A 20,887-nucleotide genomic window follows, 5' to 3' on the forward strand; every position below is an offset into this window, starting at 1 on the left:
GCCATCCGACATGCCCGCGAACAGAACCCGATCGCGGGCATGTCGGATGGCCGCCCCGCCGCTCCTACAGGGTGGCTCGGCTCAAGCCAATGCAGGCTCCCTATGGGTGAGTAGTTACTGCCAAAAAATAATTGGGCTGCCAATTCTATATAAAGTTCCAAATTCCGGGCGCAGTGGTTCTTTTCCGCGTCTAGACTGACAAGTGATTGGGTTGATTGCTGTTCAATTTGCCGAAAATTGACGGAGCTATCAACATGAAAATGACGCGCATTCTAACCCCCCTGGGATTCGCCGTTGCTTCAGCTGCGGCATCGGCCGGAGGTTCCGGATACGTTCCGGCCCCGGCTGCCGCGCCGGCACCGGTTTATGAAGCCGGCACGGCTGTGATACGCATCGGTGCTTCCCATGTGGACCCTGACGAGGATTCAGATGAGCTGAATTTCGCCGGCGTGTTCCTGCCCGACTTCGAAGGCAGCGACTACAGTATCGACAGCGACACCACCTGGAACTTCTCCGCCACTTATTTTCTGGTGGACCATTTCGCGGCGGAGTTCGTCTATGTCGGAGAGTCGGACCACGACACGGATGTGGACGGGTTCCTGGGCTTCTTCCCGCCTGAAACCAAACTGCATCTCGATGATATCGAGCGCCGTTCTTCCAGTCTTTACCTGAACTGGTTTCCGGTGTGCAAGGAGTCCTGGGTGCAGCCCTATGTCGGTGTGGGTATAGGCTACACGGACTTTGACGACAAGGACGTGGGTGTTGTGGCAGACGCCTACTTTGCCGACACTTTTGGCGCTATCGGTCCCGCCACCCTCCATGTAAAGGACACCTGGGGCTGGACTGGCCAGGTTGGCGTGGACGTCATGCTGGGACGCGAGAGCAACTGGTTGGTTAACGCCGCAGTGCAATACATGGACGTCGACACTTCCACCCGTCTGAAATTTCCGGTACCCGGTGCCGTCGCAGGATTGCGCGCCGGTCTGGACTTCGATCCCTGGATTTATAACCTGGGTATCGGCTATAAGTTTTGATGGCAGACGAAGAAGGGCGCCTTGGCGCCCTTTTTTAAATCAGTAACCCTGTATTTACATTTTTTAGTGATTTTTTTCTACAAACAGGAAAACCCGGTCTAGACTAAAAATTAATCGGATGAGTTGCTCTTCGATTTACCGGATGTTCTAAATGGAGTTTTCATCTATGAAAATGATGCGCATTCTGCCTCCCTTGGCATTGTCAGTTTTTACCGCAGCAGCAGCAGCCGGACCTTCCGGATATGCTCCACCTCCCGTACCGGACAAGATCTACGGTGCAGGAACGGTTGTTGGACGTCTCGGCGTTTCCTACATAAAGCCGAATGAAACAGACCAAGTGACCTTCGCCAATGAATTATTTTTTCGGGATGTCTTCGTCGACGCTTTCCGGGCGGATGTGGACCCGGACGGCGAGTGGGGCTGGAACGTCAGTGGCATGTGGTTCCCAATCGATCACTTTGCCCTGGAACTGAGCTTCGTCTATGGTAACGAGCACGACGGCGGAGATGACCACGGTTTCGTTGACATCGGTGGTTTCATCCCCGTCAATGGTTTCGTTCCCATCGATGGTAGGCGCAGAGACCGTGGTGATCTCGGTGAGTTCGAAACACGGAAGAGCCAGGCGATGATCAACTGGTTTCCTCTCGATCCCTCGTGCATGTTCCAGCCCTATATCGGTGTCGGTATCAACTATACCGATTTCCATGACGAGGATTTCACTCTCTTCAGGAGGGACAACCAGCCTTTCCAGGACGTCATTTTAGACGGCCGCCTGCGTATGGGGCACTCCTGGGGCTATGCATGGCAGGTCGGTGCAGACTGGGTCTTCGGCCGGGACAGCGCCTGGTTGGTTAACGCCGCCGCGGTCTGGGTGGATTCGGAAACCGAATTTGGCTTTGATATCTTCGCCATAAATAGAAATGGCTTTGTCGACGGCGATGACTTTTTCTTCGATGACGTCGTCTCATCCTATTCCGGCGACTATCGCTACAACCCCTGGACTTTCAACCTGTCGATCGGTTACAAGTTCAGTTTCTAACTCATCGGAGTTTCTTCGAATGATGGGAAGGGCGCTTCGGCGCCCTTTTTTGTATTGTGCGTAGGGACTTATCCGGTCTCGGCAGGGCCCGACTTCCAGACTGGAATAGCCCGGCTATTTATACCTTTATTTGCGCCGATTTTCCCGTTTCCCGGGAAACACAGTTCTTTACTGTCTAGACTGGACGCTGAGGGAATGGATTGCGCTTGGATCTCAAGCGCGGAATGGAGTTGCCAATGAAAATTATCCGTGCCACTCATACGCTGGCCTTCGCGGTTCTTGCCTTGGCTGGCGCGCCGCAGGTAATGGCGAATTCGGGCTATACCGCCGATACTTTTCTTGTCCGTATCGGGGTCTCCTACGTAGATCCCGATGAAGACAATACCAATTTTGTATTCGACGGTCTTTTCACGCCGGACTTCTTCGGCGCCGAACTGGATATCGACGAGGAGTGGGGCGGAAATATATCCGCTGTCTGGTTGCCAGTGGAACATTGGGGCCTGGAGTTGATGTTTACCGGCGGGGTAAACCACGACGCCGACCTCCGTCATTTCAGGGGCCTGCTGCCGCTTATCGATCGGATACACCTGGGCAGCTTCGACGTGCAGATGTCTGATTTGTTTCTCAATTGGTATTTCCTGGATCCCAGCTGCCTGGGGCAGCCGTACCTGGGCATCGGAGTCAACTACACCGATTTTCACGACGAAGATCTCAGCAGTGTCGCCAGTCAGTACCTGATCGATAATCACAGCGCCATCGACTTCGGTTCGCTGGGAATGGGGTACTCCTGGGGGGCTGCGGCCCAGGTGGGCATCGACTTTATGTTTGGCCGGGACAGCCAGTGGCTGGGTAATGCTTCGATTATCTACCGGGACGTGGACGTGGACCAGATTACCATATCCTTTCCTGTCCCTGATGGTGGGAATCGGCTGATTGCCGATTTCGATTACGATCCCTGGACCCTGAATCTGGGTGTGGGTTACAAGTTCTGAGGGATGCCGTCCCGGCGGAAATCACCCTGTAGGAGCGGCGGGGCGGATGGCCGCCCCCGCCGCTCCTGCAGAGGGGGAGACTCAGGGCTCCGCGGGATTGCCGAATACCGGCATTCCATCCTCTGACCAGCCGAACGCCTTGATATAGGTGTGGCGGTTGGGGTCCCACAGCGGATCTCCTTCGATTTCCGTATAGGTGCGCGCGTGGTAGACCAATATGTCCCGTTCGCCGTCCTCGGAGACGGTAAAGCTGTTGTGTCCCGGTCCGTAGATGCCCCGTTGGTGACAGCTCTGGAACACCGGTTGTGGTGACTTGTGCCAGCTGGCCGGGTTCAGCAGGTCTGCGTCCTCGTCGGCGTAGAGCAGACCCATGCAGTAGTTGTGGTCGGTGGCGCTGGCGGAATAGCTGATAAACACCCGGCCGTGGCGCGCGATCACCGCGGGCCCCTCGTTTACCGCAAAGCCCACGGTCTCCCAGTCGAACTCCGGTATGCTGAGCCTGACCGGCTTGCCGGCGATACTGGTGGGGGACGCCATCGGCGCTATATACAAGTTCGAATTGCCGGGGATTCCGGGCTCCTTTTGCGCCCATAGATAGTAGCGTTCGCCCCTGTGGGCAAAACTTGTGGCGTCGAGGCAGAAGGCATCGATGCCGCTATCCACCTGTGCCAGCTGCCAGTCGCCTTCCTGCGGATTGCCGGCGGTGGTGGTCAGTGCATACATGCGGTGCTGGAAAAGATCGTCGAGGATCTCCCGCGACGGCGCCGCGGCGAAATAAATACACCAGGTACCGTCGATGAAGTGGATCTCCGGTGCCCAGATAAGGTCGGAGTAGGGGCCGGTTTCCGGCTTGCGCCATACAGTGATCCCGGGAGCCTCCGCGAGTCCGGCCAGTGTCTGTGAGCGGCGCAGCTCCAGGCGGTCGTACTCCGGTACCGAGGCGATAAAGTAGTAATAGCCGTCGTGATGCTTATAGATATAGGGGTCTGCACGCTGTTCGACCAACGGTTTTATCAGGGGGACGGATTCTGTCACGATTAACTCCAACAATGACTTCGATGGAAACAGATTTCTGGCTGCTAAGCCTGTAGGCGCCCCGATCGGGCTCCGCAGGAAAATTGCAAATGGCCAGGCGGTATTTGTATCAAGGCGCTGAAGGTTTCAGTTCAGTTGCAGAAACTTCGCTGTCGCCGCGGGGACTGATTTCTCCTCTTTTCAGGCGCTGGTAATAGTCATTGGTAATAACGTATTTGCGCATCAACAGTCCCATCAGAAAATGGAAAAATCCGGGGATGATGGTCAGCATCAGCGCAATTCCCATCAGTGAAAAATCACTCTGCGGTTGGTCGGGTACGTAATCGAAGAGGGCCAGCAGCGAGCCCACCATGGCGCCCGCAACCCCCATGCCCGCTTTCTGGAAGAAAGAGATGCCGCCGAACGCCAGGCCGGAGACCCGCTTGCCGGTTTTCGCTTCGCCGTAGTCCACCGCCTCGGCAATGGCCGACCAGAATATTGGCGCGTGCAGGTCGACCACGAACGAGAGCACGAAATAGAACACGAAGGCCAGCACCAGGTCGCCGGGTCCCACGGCAAAATACATCGCCAGGCTGATAGCGCCAACCAGCAGCTGGCTGCGGCTGAACAGCTTCACCTTGCAATAGCGTTTGGTGATCCAGGTGGAAGCCACCATGGCCAGGATGGCCGCCACCACACCGGTAGCGAGAAACAGTGACAGGGTCTGCGCATCCCCGCCCAGGTAGTATTTGGCGTAGTAGGCGGCGACGGAGCCGCGGACTACATAGCCGATGGTACCCACCAGGCAAACCCCGGTGAGGATCAGCCATTGATCATTGCGCAGCAGCGTCCTTGCCTGGGCAAGCAGGGGGGTCCGCTCCGGCTGGTAGTGCACCCGCTCGGTGGTGGTGAAAAAGCAGAAGATAAACAGCGCGCTGGCGAGCGCGGCCATCAGTCCCATGGACACCTGGTAACCCAGGGCCAGCCTGTCCTCCCCCCAGGAGGTCGCCAGCATCGGTACTACGATGGTGACCAGGAAGGCGGCGATCTTGGCAAAGAACAGCCGATAGCCGTTGGCGGAGAGGCGCTCTTTCGGGTCGTCGGTCAGCACGCCGATAATGGAAATGTAGGGAATGGTGACCGTGGTGAACATTATTGTCACCAGGATATAAGTGGCATAGGCCCACACCAGCTTGCCGTTGTAGTCCAGATCCGGCGTGCTGAAGGTCAGGAACACGGAGATGCCAAAGGGTACAGCCAGGAACAGGAAATAGGGCCGATAGCGTCCCCAGCGGGTGGTATAGCGATCGGTGATGGTTCCCATCAGCGGATCGGTAACGGCATCGATCAGCCGCACCACCAGGAACAGCAGGGCCATATCTGCTGGCTTCAGGCCGTAAATGTCGGTATAGAAGAAGGAGATGATCAGCATCATCGATGAGATGACCACATTCACGGCCATATCCCCGGCCCCGAAGCCGATTTTCTCGAGTACGGAGAGCCTGTTGGACTGCATATTTATTCTCCCATCGCCGCAGGGAACTGCGCGTTTTATAATCTGTGCGCAGTATATATATTATTGTAGTATTAATGTCAAAAATATACGGGCGATCCCACCCATATGCTGTTAGGATGCATTAACCCCCGGTTTTTACCAGCCTCCTTCAGCAACTCGGCAACTCGGCAACTCGGCAAAAGGTCATAAGGTGGGCTCAAATAGGGTACTATTGCGACGATTGAGTCGAAGGAAACGAAGATGGTGATACAGGCGAGAGACAAGCGGCCGCGGAGTGTGCACGCTTGGGTGGCTTACGAGCTTGGCACACGGATAGTCAGCGGTGCTTATGCTCCGGGCGAGTATATTCCCAACGAGGCCGCCATCGGTGAGGAACTGAAGGTCTCCAGGACGGCACTGCGGGAGGCGTTCAAGCTGCTCACGGCCAAGGGGCTGCTGGAGTCGCGTCCCAAGCTGGGCACGCGAGTGCGCCCGAAGGAGGCCTGGAACATGTTCGATTCCGATGTGCTCAAGTGGTGTTTTGAATCCCAGCCCTCGCCGGAATTTCTGCGCTCCCTGTTTGAGATGCGCGAGGTCATAGAGCCCAGCGCCGCCGCCATTGCGGCGCAGCGCGCGAGCGAAGAGCAGATAGCTGCGATCGAAAAAGCCTATAACGCCATGGCAGAGGCGGAAATCGAAACCGAAGATCACATCCTTGCGGATATCGATTTCCATATGGCCATTCTGCGGGCCACCAACAATGAATTCATGGTTTCCCTCGGCGAGTCCATCAAGACCGCGCTCACCGGCCTGTTCCGTATCAGCAGTTCACAGGAGTCGGAGTATGTCGGCTCGCTGCCCGGGCACAAAGCCGTTTACCTGGGTATCCGCGACCGCGACCCGGAGCGGGCCCGGTTTGAGATGAAATCCCTGCTGTCCAAATCCGTGCGCGGCGCCCTCGAGAGCCTGGGGCTGGAAAGCCAGAATATGGACGTTGCGGTATAGATTTACCCTCCCCCCCTTGCGTATTTCCCAACGTTGTATTGTAGGAGCGGATGGCCGCCCCGCCGCTCCTACAGTTGGTCGTTAGCAGGGTATCCCGCTCCGCTACAGCGGCTTCACCTCGGGAATTGTTCTCTCGTCCACCACCAGCCGGTTGCGCAGCGGCCGGCCAAATACTTCGGCTTCAATTTCGAAGCGGTCGCCGGAGCGGGGCTGAATACCGTCGCCGAAGCTCAGGGTGGCGGTGCCGAAAAAGTGCACGTGCACCTGGCCCGGGCGGCAGAAGCCGGCGTATTTGAAATGATGTGCCTCCAGGTTGGCGATGGTGTGCGACATATTTTCCTCGCCGCTCAGGAAGGCCTTCTCCCAGAGGACTTCGCCGTCGCGCACAATCCGCGAGACGCCTTCTATATTTACGGGCAGCTCGCCGAGCAGCAGTTCCGGGCCAATGGCACAGGGGCGCAGCTTGGAGTGGGCCAGGTAGAGGTAATTCTGCCGCTCGGTGACATGGTCGGAGAGTTCGTTGCCCAGGGCGAAGCCGATGCGGTGCGGAGCCCCCTCGCTGTCGTTGAGGTAAATCCCGGCGATTTCCGGTTCCTCTCCCGCGTCCAGGGCGAAGGACGGGCTCAGCAGGTCCGCTTCCGGAGCGGCGATAATGCCGCCGTCGCCCTTGTAGAACCACTCCGGCTGTACGCCGGTTTCTCCCGCTGCGGGTTTGCCGCCCTCGACACCCATGCGGAACATTTTCATGGTATCGGTGAGGGATTCCTCGGTACCTTTCTGGTTTTGCGCGTGCATGGCGGCACGGGTGTCGGCGCTGCCCAGGTGGGTCAGCCCGGTGCCGGCCACCAGCAGGTGGGCGGGGTCTTTATGATCAATGGGTGCCAGCAGGCGGCCTTCTTCGATAATGCGCTGGTAGTCGAGGCGGGTATCAGAGAGTTGCTCGCGCACACGGCTCTCCAAGGTTGTCCCGGCCTCCAGGGCCTGCTGTGCCAGCTGGTAGATACTGTCGGTTCCATTCAACTGGTAGATGGTGTCGGCGCTCTCGACGACACCCACTGCCCGCCGGCCGTCTTCAGTCAAAAACTGGATCAGTCTCATCTTTCTCCCTTCCTGCCTCTTGCTGTTTTTTTGATGTTCTCGCACTAGCGAATTCTTATATCATACTATATGATATATTTCAATTGACCCGATCCCCGTCCCGGATCGCCCCGTGTGGTCACGGCGGATGCTTGTTCCGCAAAATATTAAATCATACAATAATATTATTAAGTACGGATTGAGGCTAAGTTATGGCCAGTGATGACAAGAAAAAGACAGTGCTGCGGTCGGCCAGTTGGTTCGGGACGCGGGACAAAAACGGGTTTATGTACCGCAGCTGGATGAAGAACCAGGGCATTCCGGACCACCATTTCGAGGGCAGGCCGGTGATCGGTATCTGCAATACCTGGTCCGAGCTGACCCCGTGCAACGCCCATTTCCGCAAGATCGCCGAGCACGTGAGGCGCGGCATCTATGAGGCCGGCGGTGTACCAGTGGAGTTCCCGGTATTTTCCAATGGCGAATCCAACCTGCGTCCCAGCGCCATGCTGACTCGCAATCTGGCGTCGATGGATACCGAAGAGGCCATTCGTGGCAACCCCATCGATGGGGTAGTGCTACTGGTAGGTTGCGACAAGACCACCCCGGCGCTGCTGATGGGTGCCGCCAGCTGCAACCTGCCCACGATCGTAGTCACCGGTGGCCCCATGCTGAACGGCAAGCATAAGGGTAAGGACGTGGGTTCCGGCACCCTGGTGTGGCAGATGCATGAGGAGTACAAGGCCGGCAATATCTCCCTGCACGAGTTTCTCAGCGCCGAGGGCAGCATGTCCCGCTCCGCCGGCACCTGCAACACCATGGGCACCGCTTCCACCATGGCCTGCATGGCGGAATCCCTGGGGGCCAGCCTGCCGCACAACGCCGCCATTCCGGCGGTGGACTCGCGCCGCTATACCCTGGCACATCTTTCCGGGATGCGTATCGTGGATATGGTGCACGAGGATCTCACCCTGTCGAAGGTGCTCACCAAAGAGGCCTTTCACAACGCCATCCGCACCAATGCGGCGATCGGCGGTTCCACCAATGCGGTGATCCATCTGAAGGCCATCGCCGGCCGTATCGGCGTCGACCTGGAACTGGAGGACTGGAAAGAAGGGCGCGGAGTGCCCACCCTGGTCAACCTGCAGCCGTCAGGCGAGTATCTGATGGAGGATTTCTACTATGCCGGCGGCCTGCCCGCGGTGCTGCGGCGCCTGGGGGAATCCGGCAACCTGAACCGGGACTCGCTGACCGTAAACGGCAAGACCATCTGGGAAAATGTTGTCGATGCGCCCTGCTACAACGAGGATGTAATTCGCCCGCTGGACAATCCCCTGGTGGAAAATGGCGGTATCTGTATTCTCAAGGGCAATCTGGCCCCCCGCGGCGCGGTGCTCAAGCCTTCCGCCGCGACCCCCAAGCTGATGAATCACCGCGGCCGCGCGGTGGTATTCGAGAATTTCGACCATTACAAGCAGCGTATCGTCGATCCGGAGCTGGATATCGACGAGAACTGTGTGATGGTGCTGAAAAACTGTGGTCCAAAAGGCTATCCGGGCATGGCCGAGGTGGGCAATATGGGCCTGCCGCCGAAATTGCTGAAGCGCGGTATCAAAGATATGGTTCGCATATCCGACGCGCGGATGAGCGGGACCGCTTTCGGCACCGTGGTTCTGCATGTGGCCCCGGAGGCGATGGAACTGGGCCCCCTGGCGGCGGTGCGCGATGGCGATGTGATCCACCTGGATGCTGAGAGCGGCCGCCTGCACCTGGAGGTCTCCGACGAGGAACTGGCTGACCGTCTGGAGACTCTGAAATCCCAACAGGTAATCGCCTCCACCGGCGGCTACCTGGAGATCTATCGGGAGCGTGTACTGCAGGCGGACGAGGGCTGTGATTTCGATTTTCTCGTGGGTTGCCGCGGCGCCGAGGTGCCGTCGCACTCCCACTGAGTACAGACACAGATAACAAAAGCGAACGCACAATGACGCTAACCAACCAATATCCCAGCCTGAAAGGCAAAACCGTATTTATCTCCGGCGGCGGTTCCGGTATCGGCGCCAGCCTGGTGGAGTCGTTCTTTCGCCAGGGCTCCAAAGTGGCATTCGTGGACATCCAGGAGGATACGTCCCTGGCGCTGGTGGAACGGCTGCGCCGGGAGCCGGACGCCGCGGGCAGTGTGCATTTCTATCCCTGCGACCTGCTGGATATCGAAAAGCTGCAGAACACCATCGAGCGCGCGGCCGGTGAACTCGGCCCTGTTTCCGTCCTGGTCAACAACGCCGCCAACGACAACCGCCACGACTTCCGCCAGGTGACGCCGGAACAGTGGGACAAGTGCACGGCGGTCAACCTGCGCCATCAGTTTTTCGCCGCGCAGGCGGTTTACCCGCAGATGAAACAGCTCGGCGGTGGCTCCATCGTCAATTTCGGTTCCATGAGCTGGCACGCGGGGCAGGGCGGCATGCCCGGCTACACCAGCTCCAAAGCCGCGATCGAGGGCCTGACCCGCGGCCTGGCCCGGGATATGGGGCCGGACAAGATCCGCGTCAACACCCTGGTGCCCGGCTGGGTGATGACGGAAAAGCAATTGCGTGAGCGGGTGGACGAGAACACGGCGGTGGAGATCGACCGCAACCAAAGTCTCAAGGAACGCTTGATACCGGAGAACATCAGTGCAATGGTGCTGTTCCTCGCCTCCGACGACAGCTGTATGTGCACTGCGCAAAACTTTATAGTCGACGGCGGCTGGATTTAAGCAGAGGAGAATCAAGAAATGTCGATTACTGGTAAACAATTGATCGCCGGCGAGTGGAAAGCCGGCAACGCGGACAGCTTCCGTGCCGTGAACCCCGCCACCGGGGAGAGCCTGGAGCCGGAATTCATCGGCGCCGATGAACAGCAGGTGGCCGAGGCCGTTGCCGCGGCCAGTGCCTGCGCCGCGGAGTTTGCCAATACTGCGCCCTCCGTACGGGCGGAGTTTCTCAACCGTTGCGCCGACGAAATCATGGCCCTGGGCGACGAACTGCTGGAGCGGGTCACCGCCGAGACCGGCTACCCCCGTGCGCGGGCAGAGGGCGAGCGGGGCAGGACCTGTGGCCAGTTGAAACTTTTCGCCGAGTGGATCGTCTCCGGTGAATACCTCGACGCGCGTATCGATACCGCGCTGCCGGACCGCCAGCCGCTGCCGCGCCCGGATCTGCGCAGCTTCAACCAGGCGCTGGGCCCGGTGGCGGTATTCGGCGCGAGCAACTTCCCGCTGGCGTTTTCCGTGGCCGGCGGCGACACCGCCTCGGCCTTTGCCGCCGGATGCCCGGTGGTTGTGAAGGGGCACAATTCCCACCCGGGGACCAGCGAACTGGTGGCCCGGGCGGTCGGCCGGGCGGTGGAAAAATCCGGCCTGCCGGGCGGCGTCTTCTCGCTGATCCTGGGTGCGGGCAGCCGCGTGGGCGCCGAGCTGGTGAAGGCGCCGGGCATCAAGGCGGTGGGCTTTACCGGCTCCTTCACCGGCGGCACCGCGCTCTTTAAACTGGCCAACGAGCGGCCGGAGCCGATTCCGGTGTTCGCGGAAATGGGCAGCGTAAACCCCGTGGTGCTGCTGCCGCAGGCGCTGGAGAATTCCGCGGAGGCCATCGCCGAAGGTTTTATCACCTCCCTTAATATGGGCACCGGCCAGTTCTGCGTCAATCCGGGACTGGTCCTGTCAGTCGAAGGCGAAGGCCTGGACCGCTTTACCGCGGCGGCGGGGGAAGCCCTGTCAAAGGTGGGCGCCGGAGTAATGCTGAACAAGAATACCCTCAGCGGCTATCGCAGCGGCGTGGGCCATCTGCGCGACCAGGCGGGTGTGGAGCAGCTGGCGGCGGGCGAGAGTGCCGGCGAAGACGGCGGCTTCACCTGCCAGGCCGGCCTGTTCACCGTCAGCGGAGCGGAATTCCTCGCCAATCCCGCACTGCAGGAAGAGGTTTTCGGACCGGTATCCCTGGTTGTGAAGTGCTGTGACCGCGAGGAGCTGCTGGCGGTTGTAGGGTCCCTGAAGGGCCAGCTCACCGGTACCCTCCAGTGTGCCGAGGGCGAACTCGACAGCTACGGCGAGCTGGTGCAACAGCTGCGCCAGCGGGTTGGCAGAATAGTGGTCAACGGTTTCCCCACCGGCGTGGAAGTGTGCCACGCGATGATGCACGGCGGCCCCTTCCCGGCGGCGACAGACAGCCGTTTCACCTCGGTGGGCACCATGGCCATCGCGCGCTTCGTGCGCCCGATCTGTTTCCAGAACTACCCGGAAAACCTGCTCCCGGACGCGCTGAAAAACAGCAATCCCCTGGGAATTTCCCGGCTGGTCAACGGCGGGAAAACCAGCGATGGCATCGGTTGAGAAGTCCCTGAATTCCGCAGTTGCCCGGTCGCAGCTTGCGGTGGAAGGGCTGGCGGAGCCGCTACAGGTTTTTACCCTGGCCAACCGGCGCGGCACCCAGGTGCAGCTTGCTGACCTGGGCGCCAGCCTGCTGTCGGTGCACACCGCGGATCGCGATGGCCGCCGCGGCAATATCCTGCTGACTTACGGCGAACCGCGCAATTGGTTGGACAACAACTGGTTTCTCGGCGTCACCGTGGGTCGGGTGGCCAACCGGATCGGCAGTGCGTGCTTCCCCCTCGGCGAGGGGGAGGTGCAGCTGCCGGTCAACGACGGCGAGAACCATCTGCACGGCGGTCCCGAAGGTCTGGGCACCCGGCGTTGGGCTGCCAGCCCGGGGCCCGGCGTTGCGGTGACCTTTCGCTGCGAGAGTGCGGATGGCGACGGCGGTTACCCGGGTCGGGTGGAGGCCGAGCTGACCTACCGGTTGAGTGAAGAGGACGAACTGACGCTCGAATACCGGGCCCGCAGTGACCGCCGTACACCGATAAGTCTTACCAACCACGCCTACTGGAACCTGGCGGCGGGGGGTAGCATTCTCGATCACGAGTTGCAGATAAACGCGGCGCAATATCTGGAATTGGACAGCGGACTGGTTCCCACCGGCCAGCTGCTGGACGTGGACAGCACGCCGCTGGATTTCCGTCGGCCCAAACCGATCGGCCGGGACATCGACCGGCAGCCCGGTGGCTACGACAACTACTGGGTGGTGGAGCGGACAGGTGACAAAGCGCTGAAGCCCATCGCATCCCTGCGGGACCCGCTTTCCGGGCGACGCCTGGAGGTGATTTCCAGCGAGCCGGGAGTGCAGTTCTATAGCGGTAACTTCCTCGACGGCAGCCGCAACCGCGAGGACGGCTCGCCCATGGCGCACCGCACCGGGCTCTGCCTGGAAACCCACGGTTTTCCGGATGCGCCCAACCATAGCGAATTTCCTTCCGTAATGCTGGAGGCGGGGGAAGAATACAGGCAAACGACCATGTATAAGTTTTCTGCAAAATAACAAAAAGATTTCGTGCTTTTGTAGGAGCCTGCTTGCAGGCGAAAAGAATAATGCTCCGTAGCTATTCGCCTGCAAGCAGGCTCCTACAAGGCACTGTCCTGAAAATAAAGATAAACAGCCCTGCGATGACGGAGGTTTCCATGAAAATCATTCAATCACTAACCGGTGGCCTGGCTCTTTTGTTCTGCCTGGTGCAGAGCGCCGCTGCCATTACCGTGGGGTTCTCCCAGGTGGGTTCCGAGAGCGGCTGGCGCACCAGCTTCAGCGAATCCGTCAAGGCCGAGGCCAAGCGCCGCGGTATCGAGCTGAAATTTTCCGACGCCCAGCAAAAACAGGAAAACCAGATCAAGGCGGTACGCAGTTTTATCGCCCAGGGCGTGGACGCCATCATGATTGCACCGGTGGTGGAAACCGGCTGGAAGCCGGTGCTGCGCGAAGCCAAACGGGCGCGTATCCCGGTGGTGATTCTCGATCGCAATGTCGATGTCAAGAATGCCTCCCTTTTCCTCACCCGTATCGCCTCCGACTTTGTCGAGGAGGGGCGCCGCGCGGCCAACTGGTTGATGGAAGAGACCGCTGGCAACTGCAATATTCTGGAACTGCAGGGCACCGTGGGGGCCACTGCGGCCATCGACCGCATGAAGGGTTTCAACGAGGTCATCGCCAAGTATCCGAACGCTAAAATCGTGCGTAGCCAGACCGGCGAATTCACTCGCACCAAGGGTAAGGAAGTCATGGAAGCCATGCTCAAGGCGGAGAACAGCGGCAAGGATATCTGTGCACTCTGGGCGCACAACGACGAGATGGCCCTGGGCGGTATCCAGGCGATCAAGGAAGCCGGCCTGAAACCCGGCGTGGATATGCTCGTGGTATCCGTCGACGGCGTGCCGGATTATTTCAAGGCCATGGCCGACGGCGATGCCAACGCTACCGTGGAGCTCAACCCCCATCTGGGTGCGCCGGCGTTCGACGTCATCGAGCGCTACCTGAATGGCGATCGCAAGATCGACAAGCTGATCACCACCACCGGCGATCTCTTCACGCAGGAGACTGCGGCCGAGGAGTACAAGAAACGCGCGGCCAAGTAATTAGTGGCGGTAACCATGACGCTGTTAAGTCTCAGTAAAGTTGAAAAGCGCTACCCGGGCGTGAAAGCGCTGGACGGTGTCGATTTCCATTTGCGCGCGGGTGAAATTCACGCGCTGCTCGGCGAGAACGGCGCGGGCAAGTCCACCCTGGTGAAGGTGATGACCGGCGCCCTGGAGGGCGACGGCGGCTCCATGACCTACCTGGGCAAGCCCCTACGGCTGAAGAGCACCGCTCAGGCCCAGGCGCGGGGCATTAGCACCGTCTACCAGGAGGTCAACCTGCTGCCCAATCTCAGCGTGGCGCAGAACATCTACCTGGGGCGCGAGCCGAAGAAATTCGGGCTGATCGACTGGAAGCGTATCCACCGCCAGTCCACGGAACTGCTGAAGCGTTTCGCGCTGGATATCGATGTCTCCCGACCGCTGTCGAGTTATTCGGTGGCGGTACAACAGCTGGTGGCCATTGCCCGCGGCGTGGATATGTCGGCCAAAGTGCTGGTGCTCGACGAGCCCACCGCCAGCCTGGATGCCGGCGAGGTGGAGCAGCTGTTCGGGGTGATGCGTGAGCTGAAGGCCAAGGGCATCGGTATCGTATTTATCACCCACTTTCTCGACCAGGTGTATAGCGTCTGTGACCGCATTACCGTGCTGCGTAACGGCACGCTTGTCGGCGAATTCGAAACCGCCAGCCTGCCGCGGGAGGAGCTGGTCGCACATATGCTGGGCAAGGAGCTGCAGCGTGAGGCGCACCGCGGGGAGGTCCGCGAACAGCGGGAGGAAGGCGAGGCGCTGTTGTCCCTGCGGGGTGTCAGCGTTCGCGGTTCCCTGGGTGAAACCGATTTGACGGTGAATCGGGGCGAGGCGGTGGGATTGGCCGGCTTGCTGGGCTCCGGCCGCACCGAAGTTTGCCGCGCCGTATTCGGTGTGGATAAAAAATCCAGCGGATCGATAGTTTTCAAAGGCCGTGAACAGAGCTTCAAACAGCCCGCTGACGCCATCGCCGCGGGCCTGGCCCTCTGCCCGGAGGATCGCAAGACCAGTGGTATCGTCGGCCCGCTGTCGATCCGCGAAAACATCGCCCTGGCGCTGCAGGCTCGGCGCGGCTGGTGGCGCCCCATGGGGCGCGCTGAACAGCAGAAGCTGGCGGAGCGCTTTATCGGGGAGCTTCAGATCGCCACGCCGGATGCGGATAAGCCTATCGAGCAGTTGAGTGGCGGCAACCAGCAGAAGGTGATCCTCGCCCGCTGGCTGGCCACTGACCCTCAATTGCTGGTGTTGGACGAGCCGACGCGAGGAGTGGATATCGGTGCGCACGCGGAAATTCTCAAACTGATCAAAAAACTGTGCCGCCAGGGTATGTCGTTGCTGGTGACATCCTCTGAGCTTGACGAACTGGTGGCCTTTTCCGATCGCGTAGCGGTGATGCGCGACCGTCGCAAGGTGACGGAGATCAAGGGCGAGGATATTTCCGAAAACACTATTATGCGGGCGATTGCCGAGGCCTGAGCCGAACCGCTGGAGCTGTTTCTCGTTGTAGGAGCCTGCTTGCAGGCGAAGGGCTACGGAGCACTGTTCTTTTCGCCTGCAAGCAGGCTCCTACAGACATGTAGGATGGGCAAAGCGCAGCGTGCCCATCAGGTGAGATTGATGGGCACGCTGCGCTTTGCCCATCCTACGGTGCTGGCAGATTTTTGCTCCTGCAAAATCTGCATTCCCGCTGGGCGGCATCCCGCCATCCTTGGCGGTCACAGACAGGCTCCTACGGAGTGGCATCCGGGCAATCGTGAATTAAATAAAAAGAGGCGTGATGTGAGCGATTTACAAACCGCTGTCGTCGAAGAACAGCCAGTTTCTCCCGCGGCCGGCCCGCGCGGCAAGCTGCCCTCTCTCTCCGGCCGATACCTGTGGCCACTGCTGGGATTGGGTCTGCTGCTGGCCATCAACCTGGTTCTGGCTCCGGAATTTTTTCATATTGAAATCAACGACGGCCGCCTCTACGGCAGCCTGATCGACGTGCTCAACCGCAGCGCGCCGGTGGCTCTGCTGGCCATTGGCATGACTCTGGTGATCGCCACCGGCGGTATCGATCTGTCGGTGGGCGCCACTATGGCCATAGCCGGCGCTGTGTGCGCCAGCCTGATAGTCGGTGGTGTGGACAGCGTGTTTCTGGTGCTGGCCGCCGGCCTTGGCGCCGGGCTGATTGCCGGAGCGGTGAACGGCAGCCTGGTCAGCTACCTGGGAATTCAGCCGATCGTCGCCACGCTGATCCTGATGGTGGCCGGCCGCGGTATCGCCCAGCTGATCAATGCCGGACAGATCGTTACCTTCCAACACTCCGGCTTCGCCTTTCTGGGGACCGGCGATTTTCTCGGCGTACCTTTTCCCATTGTGCTGGTCCTGATTGTTTTCGCCGCGGTGCAGCTGCTGATGCGCAAGACAGCGCTGGGACTGTTTGTGGAGTCGGTGGGCTGCAATTCGGGCGCCAGCCATTACCTGGGCATCAATGCGCGCGCGGTGAAAATGCTGGTGTACTGCATTGCCGGCCTCTGCGCGGCGCTGGCGGGGATGATCGCAACAGCGGATATCCAGGGTGCCGATGCCAACAACGCCGGTCTGTGGCTGGAGCTGGACGCGATCCTCGCGGTGGTGATCGGTGGCGCCTCGCTGATGGGCGGGCGTTTTTCACTGCTGTTGTCGCTGGTGGGCGTGCTGGTGATCCAGTGCCTGAGCACCACCATCATCATGAGCGGGTTGCCGCCGAAATTTAACCTGTTGATCAAGGCCCTGGTGGTGATTTTTGTGTTGCTGTTGCAGTCGCCGCGCTTCCAGGCGCAGATGGCCGCATTGTTGTCGGTAATAAAAATGAAGGGGAGCCGGGCGTGATGCAATCGAAGTACACCTCTCTCTATGTAACTGCGGGTCTGTTTGTGCTGCTGTTCCTGGTTGGATCGTTGCAGTTTTCCGGCTTCGGCAGTACCCGAGTCTTTGCCAACCTGTTCAGCGACAACGCCTTTCTGGCGATTACCGCCATCGGTATGACCTTTGTGATTATTTCCGGCGGTATCGACCTTTCGGTGGGCGCGGTGATCGCGTTTACCGGGGTGGCCAGCGCCCTGTTGATCGGTGAGTACGGAATGCACCCGTTGCAGGTTTTCCCTCTGGTATTGATCGGCGGCGGCCTGTTCGGCGCGGGTATGGGGGCGCTGATCCACTATTACCGGCTGCAGCCATTCATTGTCACCCTGGCGGGCATGTTCCTGGCACGCGGACTGGCCACCACCCTGAGCGAAGAGTCCATTCCCATCGACCATCCGTTTTACGACACCGTGGCGGATTTCGGTCTGCTCCTGCCGGGCAACGCCTGGGTGGGAACCTCCACACTGGTGTTATTGCTGGTGCTGGTCGCCGCGGTATTGCTCGCGCATTTCAGCCGGCTGGGAGGGTATATCTACGCCCTCGGTGGCAGTGCGCAATCGGCACAGCTGATGGGCGTGCCGGTGGCGCAAACCACTATCACCATTTATGCCATCAGCGGTTTTCTGTCGGCACTCGGCGGCATCGTTTACACTTTCTATACCTTTTCCGGCTACTCCCTGACCGGGGTGGGCCTGGAGCTGGACGCCATCGCCGCGGTGGTTATCGGCGGCACCCTGCTTACCGGTGGCTCCGGTTACGTGATCGGTACCCTGGTCGGCGTGCTGATTATGGGGGTTATCCAGACCTATATTTCCTTCGATGGCACGCTCAATAGCTGGTGGACAAAAATCGTTATCGGCCTGTTGTTGTTCGCCTTTATCGCCATGCAGCGCCTGCTGACCGGCAGCGGGAAAGGAGTAACAGCCCATGCATGAAGTACAGCTGCTCGATGCGCTCGAAGTGGGGAATACCCTCGGTGAGGGCGTTCAATGGAATGGTCAGGATCAGAGTGTCTGGTGGACGGACATTCAGGAATGCAGGCTCTACCGCCTGCACTGGCCGAGCCGGGAGCTGGAGGTTTTTGAGACGCCGGAACGGCTCTGCGCCTTCGCATTTACCGACCGGGAGGACTGTATCGTCGCCGCTTTTGAAAGGGGTTTTGCTCTCTACGACTACCGGCGCAGGGAGATCCTTTGGGAGAAATCACTGCTGCCCCCCGATTCCGGTATGCGCTTTAACGATGGCAAGATAGATCACCAGGGCCGTTTCTGGGCCGGCACCATGGTCGAAGACGACTCCCCGGATGCGAAGGCGAGCCTGTATCGCCTGGAGGGAGACGGCACTGTGACGCAAATGGCCGGTGATATCCATATTTCCAACGGTAGCTGTTGGAGCCCGGGTTCCAGCCACTTTTATTTTGCCGATTCGGTGCGCAGAAGCATCTACCGCTACGATTTCGATGCGCGGAGCGGCGCCATCGGCAACCGCCAACTCTTCGCCCGCACCATGGTCAATCGCTATCCCGACGGCGCTACGGTGGATACGGATGGGTATCTTTGGTCGGCCCAGTGGCGCGGGGCGAGGGTCGAGCGCTACGCCCCCAACGGCAGCACGGCGGGCGCCATTCCCATGCCGGTCAGCCAGCCCACCTGTGCGGCTTTCGGCGGCGAGAATATGAATCTGCTGTTTGTCACCTCCGCGCGGGATTCCCTGAGCGAATGGACGCTGGACCGGGAACCGCAGGCGGGCAACCTGTTTGTGTTTCAGACGCCGTTTCGCGGCCTGCCCGATTGCCGGTTCGACGCGGCATCACTTGCCGGATAAACCGGCGGTGTAACTACTCGCCCCACGGCGCTGAACCGAGGCGTGGCGGCCCCGCTACCGGTGGCCGTTCGCTCAACAACCTCATCGGTAAACGTTTCACGAACGGCCCCCGGCATCAGAGCCTTAGCATCTAGTCCGGTATTCTTTTCCGAGCCGCTGCCCCTCTTGATATCTATCAATAGTGTCATTCATAACAGTCTTGGACTTTTGGGATGGAAGTCTCAAATCTTTCGTTGGCGTGGTCCGGGTTACTACACTTCAGCTTTGCAAGAGCAGATAATAATACAAATAACGTAACTACTCACTCATAGGGAGTCTGCATTGGCTTAAACGAGCCACCCTGTAGGAGCGGGCCATGCCCGCGATCGGGGTCTGTTCGCGGGCATGGCCCGCTCCTACAGGGGTGAGCAGTTACCAAATAACCTACACCCCAATCCATCCTTCAAAAATAAAAAGGGTAAATGCGATGATACTGCGCACTCTAATCCGTGTGTTACTTCCCCTATGCCTGAGTTTCCAGGCAATGGCGCTGGAGCTTACCGGCTTCGATAACTCTCACGATCCCGCCGCCCTGGTCAAAGATGGCAGTACCTATTATCACTTCACCACCGGTGACTATATCTGGTACTCCACTTCCCGGGACCTTGTTGAGTGGACGCCCGCTCCCCAGAGAGTGTTTCCCAACAGCTGGCCCTCCTGGATCGACAGTGCAGTGCCCGGTTTCGACGGCGAGTTCTGGGCGCCGGATGTCATTCATATGAATGGCTATTACTATCTCTATTATTCGGTGTCCACTTTCGGTTCCTCGCGTTCGGCGATCGGCGTAGTGCGCACGCCGTCGCTGAGCAACCCCAACTGGCAGGACCTGGGCATGGTGATCAGCTCCAATGGGGGCCGCAACGAGAAAAATGCCATCGACCCGGCGCTGTTCCGGGATGACGACGGCAGGGTCTACATGTCCTACGGCTCCTGGCATGACGGCATTGGGATTATCGAAATCAATCCCTCCACCGGAAAAACCATCGGCAGCGTGACACACCTCTACGGCGGTGGCCACCAGAGTATCGAGGCGCCCTACATCACCAAAAACGGTAACTATTACTACCTCTTCGTAAACCGGGGAGTCTGTTGCCGGGGGCTGGACAGCACCTACTACATAGAAGTCGGCCGCTCCACCAGTGTGACCGGGCCCTACAGCGGCTGGCGCACCATATTGCCGAATCGCGACGGCAGGTATCACGGACCAGGGCATATCGGCCTGCTGGAGGAAGGCAACTGCAGCTACGTGTCCACCCACTACTATGACGCCACCGGCGGCGGTGACGCCAAGCTGGATATCCTCAGCCTGACCTATTCCGCCGGCTGGCCGGTCCTGTCCCGGGACTTTACCCCCGGGAATTGCCCTTCAGTCGCCGGTCCGCCGACCGACGGCACCTATATCATTGAGGCGCGGCACAGCGGCAAGGCGCTCGCGGTGGCAAACAACTCCTCAGACAACGGCGCCAATGTAGAGCAGGGCAGCTATGCCGGCTCCGCGGGCCAGCGCTGGCAACTGCGCGACCTGGGCAACGGCTACTACAGCCTAGTCAATGCAGGCAGCGGCAGGAGCCTGGATGTATGGGAGCTCTCCACGGATGCCGGGGCCAATATCGCCCAGTGGGATTACTGGGGGGGTGACGGCCAGCAGTGGCAGCTGGAGAGTACAGATGCCGGTTACTTCCGGATCCGTTCACGCCTGAGCGGCCATGTGCTGGACGTGAGAGGCAATAGCCCGTCCGAGGGCGCCAATGTTATCCAGTGGTCCGAGACAGGCAGGAACAATCAGGAGTGGTATTTCCGCAAGCCCTAAAAGCTGTAAGAGCCTGTTTGGACTCTTGCACGGAACTCTCCAGGGCCGGTGGGGGGCCGCTTTCCGGGACCGTATGAGGCATGGATGCCGATTACGAGCGTACAAGGACGTATTTAAGGGGGGCGCCCAGCCCGTGTCCC

Annotated in this window: 17 protein-coding genes; 14 read left to right on the plus strand and 3 right to left on the minus strand. The window is 59.6% G+C overall.

Going from position 1 to position 20,887, the window contains the following annotated elements:
* The first annotated feature begins 260 nt into the window (after positions 1-260).
* The 3 genes from ACRC0P_RS05035 to ACRC0P_RS05045 all read left to right on the plus strand — a co-directional run bounded on the left by ACRC0P_RS05035 (position 261) and on the right by ACRC0P_RS05045 (position 3,065).
* A complete protein-coding gene (locus ACRC0P_RS05035; protein WP_438628707.1) occupies positions 261-1,034 on the plus strand; it encodes an OmpW/AlkL family protein in 774 nt (257 codons plus the stop codon).
* Between the two features lie 166 nt (positions 1,035-1,200).
* Positions 1,201-2,073, plus strand: a complete 873-nt coding sequence (locus ACRC0P_RS05040) for an OmpW/AlkL family protein (RefSeq protein WP_438628691.1) — start codon at positions 1,201-1,203, stop codon at positions 2,071-2,073.
* A gap of 236 nt (positions 2,074-2,309) precedes the next feature.
* Complete coding sequence (locus tag ACRC0P_RS05045) at positions 2,310-3,065, plus strand: OmpW/AlkL family protein (RefSeq protein WP_438628692.1); 756 nt, start codon at positions 2,310-2,312, stop codon at positions 3,063-3,065.
* Between the two features lie 81 nt (positions 3,066-3,146).
* On the opposite strand, the gene ACRC0P_RS05050 is transcribed toward ACRC0P_RS05045, so the two are convergent.
* Both ACRC0P_RS05050 and ACRC0P_RS05055 read right to left on the minus strand, forming a co-directional pair.
* The gene (locus tag ACRC0P_RS05050; RefSeq protein WP_438628693.1) at positions 3,147-4,100 is read right to left on the minus strand and encodes a glycoside hydrolase family 43 protein; all 954 of its coding nucleotides are present in this window, start codon (positions 4,098-4,100) and stop codon (positions 3,147-3,149) included.
* Between the two features lie 109 nt (positions 4,101-4,209).
* Positions 4,210-5,595 (minus strand): MFS transporter, encoded by a 1,386-nt coding sequence (locus tag ACRC0P_RS05055; protein WP_438628694.1) that lies wholly within the window; start codon positions 5,593-5,595, stop codon positions 4,210-4,212.
* A gap of 288 nt (positions 5,596-5,883) precedes the next feature.
* Between ACRC0P_RS05055 and ACRC0P_RS05060 the strand changes: the two genes are divergently transcribed.
* Positions 5,884-6,579, plus strand: coding sequence for a FadR/GntR family transcriptional regulator (locus ACRC0P_RS05060; RefSeq protein ID WP_438628695.1), 696 nt, complete (start codon positions 5,884-5,886; stop codon positions 6,577-6,579).
* Between the two features lie 102 nt (positions 6,580-6,681).
* On the opposite strand, the gene araD1 is transcribed toward ACRC0P_RS05060, so the two are convergent.
* Positions 6,682-7,677: an AraD1 family protein gene (gene araD1, locus ACRC0P_RS05065; protein ID WP_438628696.1), complete on the minus strand. Its 996-nt coding sequence runs from the start codon at positions 7,675-7,677 to the stop codon at positions 6,682-6,684.
* 191 nt (positions 7,678-7,868) lie between these two features.
* Between araD1 and ACRC0P_RS05070 the strand changes: the two genes are divergently transcribed.
* From ACRC0P_RS05070 to ACRC0P_RS05115, 10 genes are all read left to right on the plus strand, one after another.
* Positions 7,869-9,608 (plus strand): IlvD/Edd family dehydratase, encoded by a 1,740-nt coding sequence (locus tag ACRC0P_RS05070; protein ID WP_438628697.1) that lies wholly within the window; start codon positions 7,869-7,871, stop codon positions 9,606-9,608.
* A gap of 32 nt (positions 9,609-9,640) precedes the next feature.
* Complete coding sequence (locus ACRC0P_RS05075; RefSeq protein WP_438628698.1) at positions 9,641-10,414, plus strand: SDR family NAD(P)-dependent oxidoreductase; 774 nt, start codon at positions 9,641-9,643, stop codon at positions 10,412-10,414.
* Between the two features lie 18 nt (positions 10,415-10,432).
* A complete protein-coding gene (locus ACRC0P_RS05080) occupies positions 10,433-12,028 on the plus strand; it encodes an aldehyde dehydrogenase (NADP(+)) (RefSeq protein WP_438628699.1) in 1,596 nt (531 codons plus the stop codon).
* The gene (locus ACRC0P_RS05085) at positions 12,015-13,070 is read left to right on the plus strand and encodes an aldose epimerase family protein (protein WP_438628700.1); all 1,056 of its coding nucleotides are present in this window, start codon (positions 12,015-12,017) and stop codon (positions 13,068-13,070) included. The genes ACRC0P_RS05080 and ACRC0P_RS05085 overlap by 14 nt, the downstream gene beginning before the upstream one ends.
* A gap of 140 nt (positions 13,071-13,210) precedes the next feature.
* The gene (locus ACRC0P_RS05090; RefSeq protein ID WP_438628701.1) at positions 13,211-14,158 is read left to right on the plus strand and encodes an ABC transporter substrate-binding protein; all 948 of its coding nucleotides are present in this window, start codon (positions 13,211-13,213) and stop codon (positions 14,156-14,158) included.
* A gap of 15 nt (positions 14,159-14,173) precedes the next feature.
* Positions 14,174-15,664, plus strand: a complete 1,491-nt coding sequence (locus ACRC0P_RS05095) for a sugar ABC transporter ATP-binding protein (protein ID WP_438628702.1) — start codon at positions 14,174-14,176, stop codon at positions 15,662-15,664.
* 303 nt (positions 15,665-15,967) lie between these two features.
* Positions 15,968-17,041: an ABC transporter permease gene (locus tag ACRC0P_RS05100; RefSeq protein ID WP_438628703.1), complete on the plus strand. Its 1,074-nt coding sequence runs from the start codon at positions 15,968-15,970 to the stop codon at positions 17,039-17,041.
* On the plus strand, positions 17,041-18,009 hold the full coding sequence (gene yjfF / locus ACRC0P_RS05105) for a galactofuranose ABC transporter, permease protein YjfF (protein ID WP_438628704.1): 969 nt from the start codon (positions 17,041-17,043) through the stop codon (positions 18,007-18,009). The genes ACRC0P_RS05100 and yjfF overlap by 1 nt, the downstream gene beginning before the upstream one ends.
* Positions 18,002-18,898, plus strand: coding sequence for an SMP-30/gluconolactonase/LRE family protein (locus ACRC0P_RS05110; RefSeq protein WP_438628705.1), 897 nt, complete (start codon positions 18,002-18,004; stop codon positions 18,896-18,898). Before yjfF ends, ACRC0P_RS05110 begins: the two co-directional genes overlap by 8 nt.
* 523 nt (positions 18,899-19,421) lie before the next feature.
* Positions 19,422-20,747 (plus strand): family 43 glycosylhydrolase, encoded by a 1,326-nt coding sequence (locus ACRC0P_RS05115; protein WP_438628706.1) that lies wholly within the window; start codon positions 19,422-19,424, stop codon positions 20,745-20,747.
* Positions 20,748-20,887: the final 140 nt, after the last annotated feature.

Source organism: Microbulbifer sp., from assembly GCF_051659245.1.
Taxonomy (GTDB): domain Bacteria; phylum Pseudomonadota; class Gammaproteobacteria; order Pseudomonadales; family Cellvibrionaceae; genus Microbulbifer.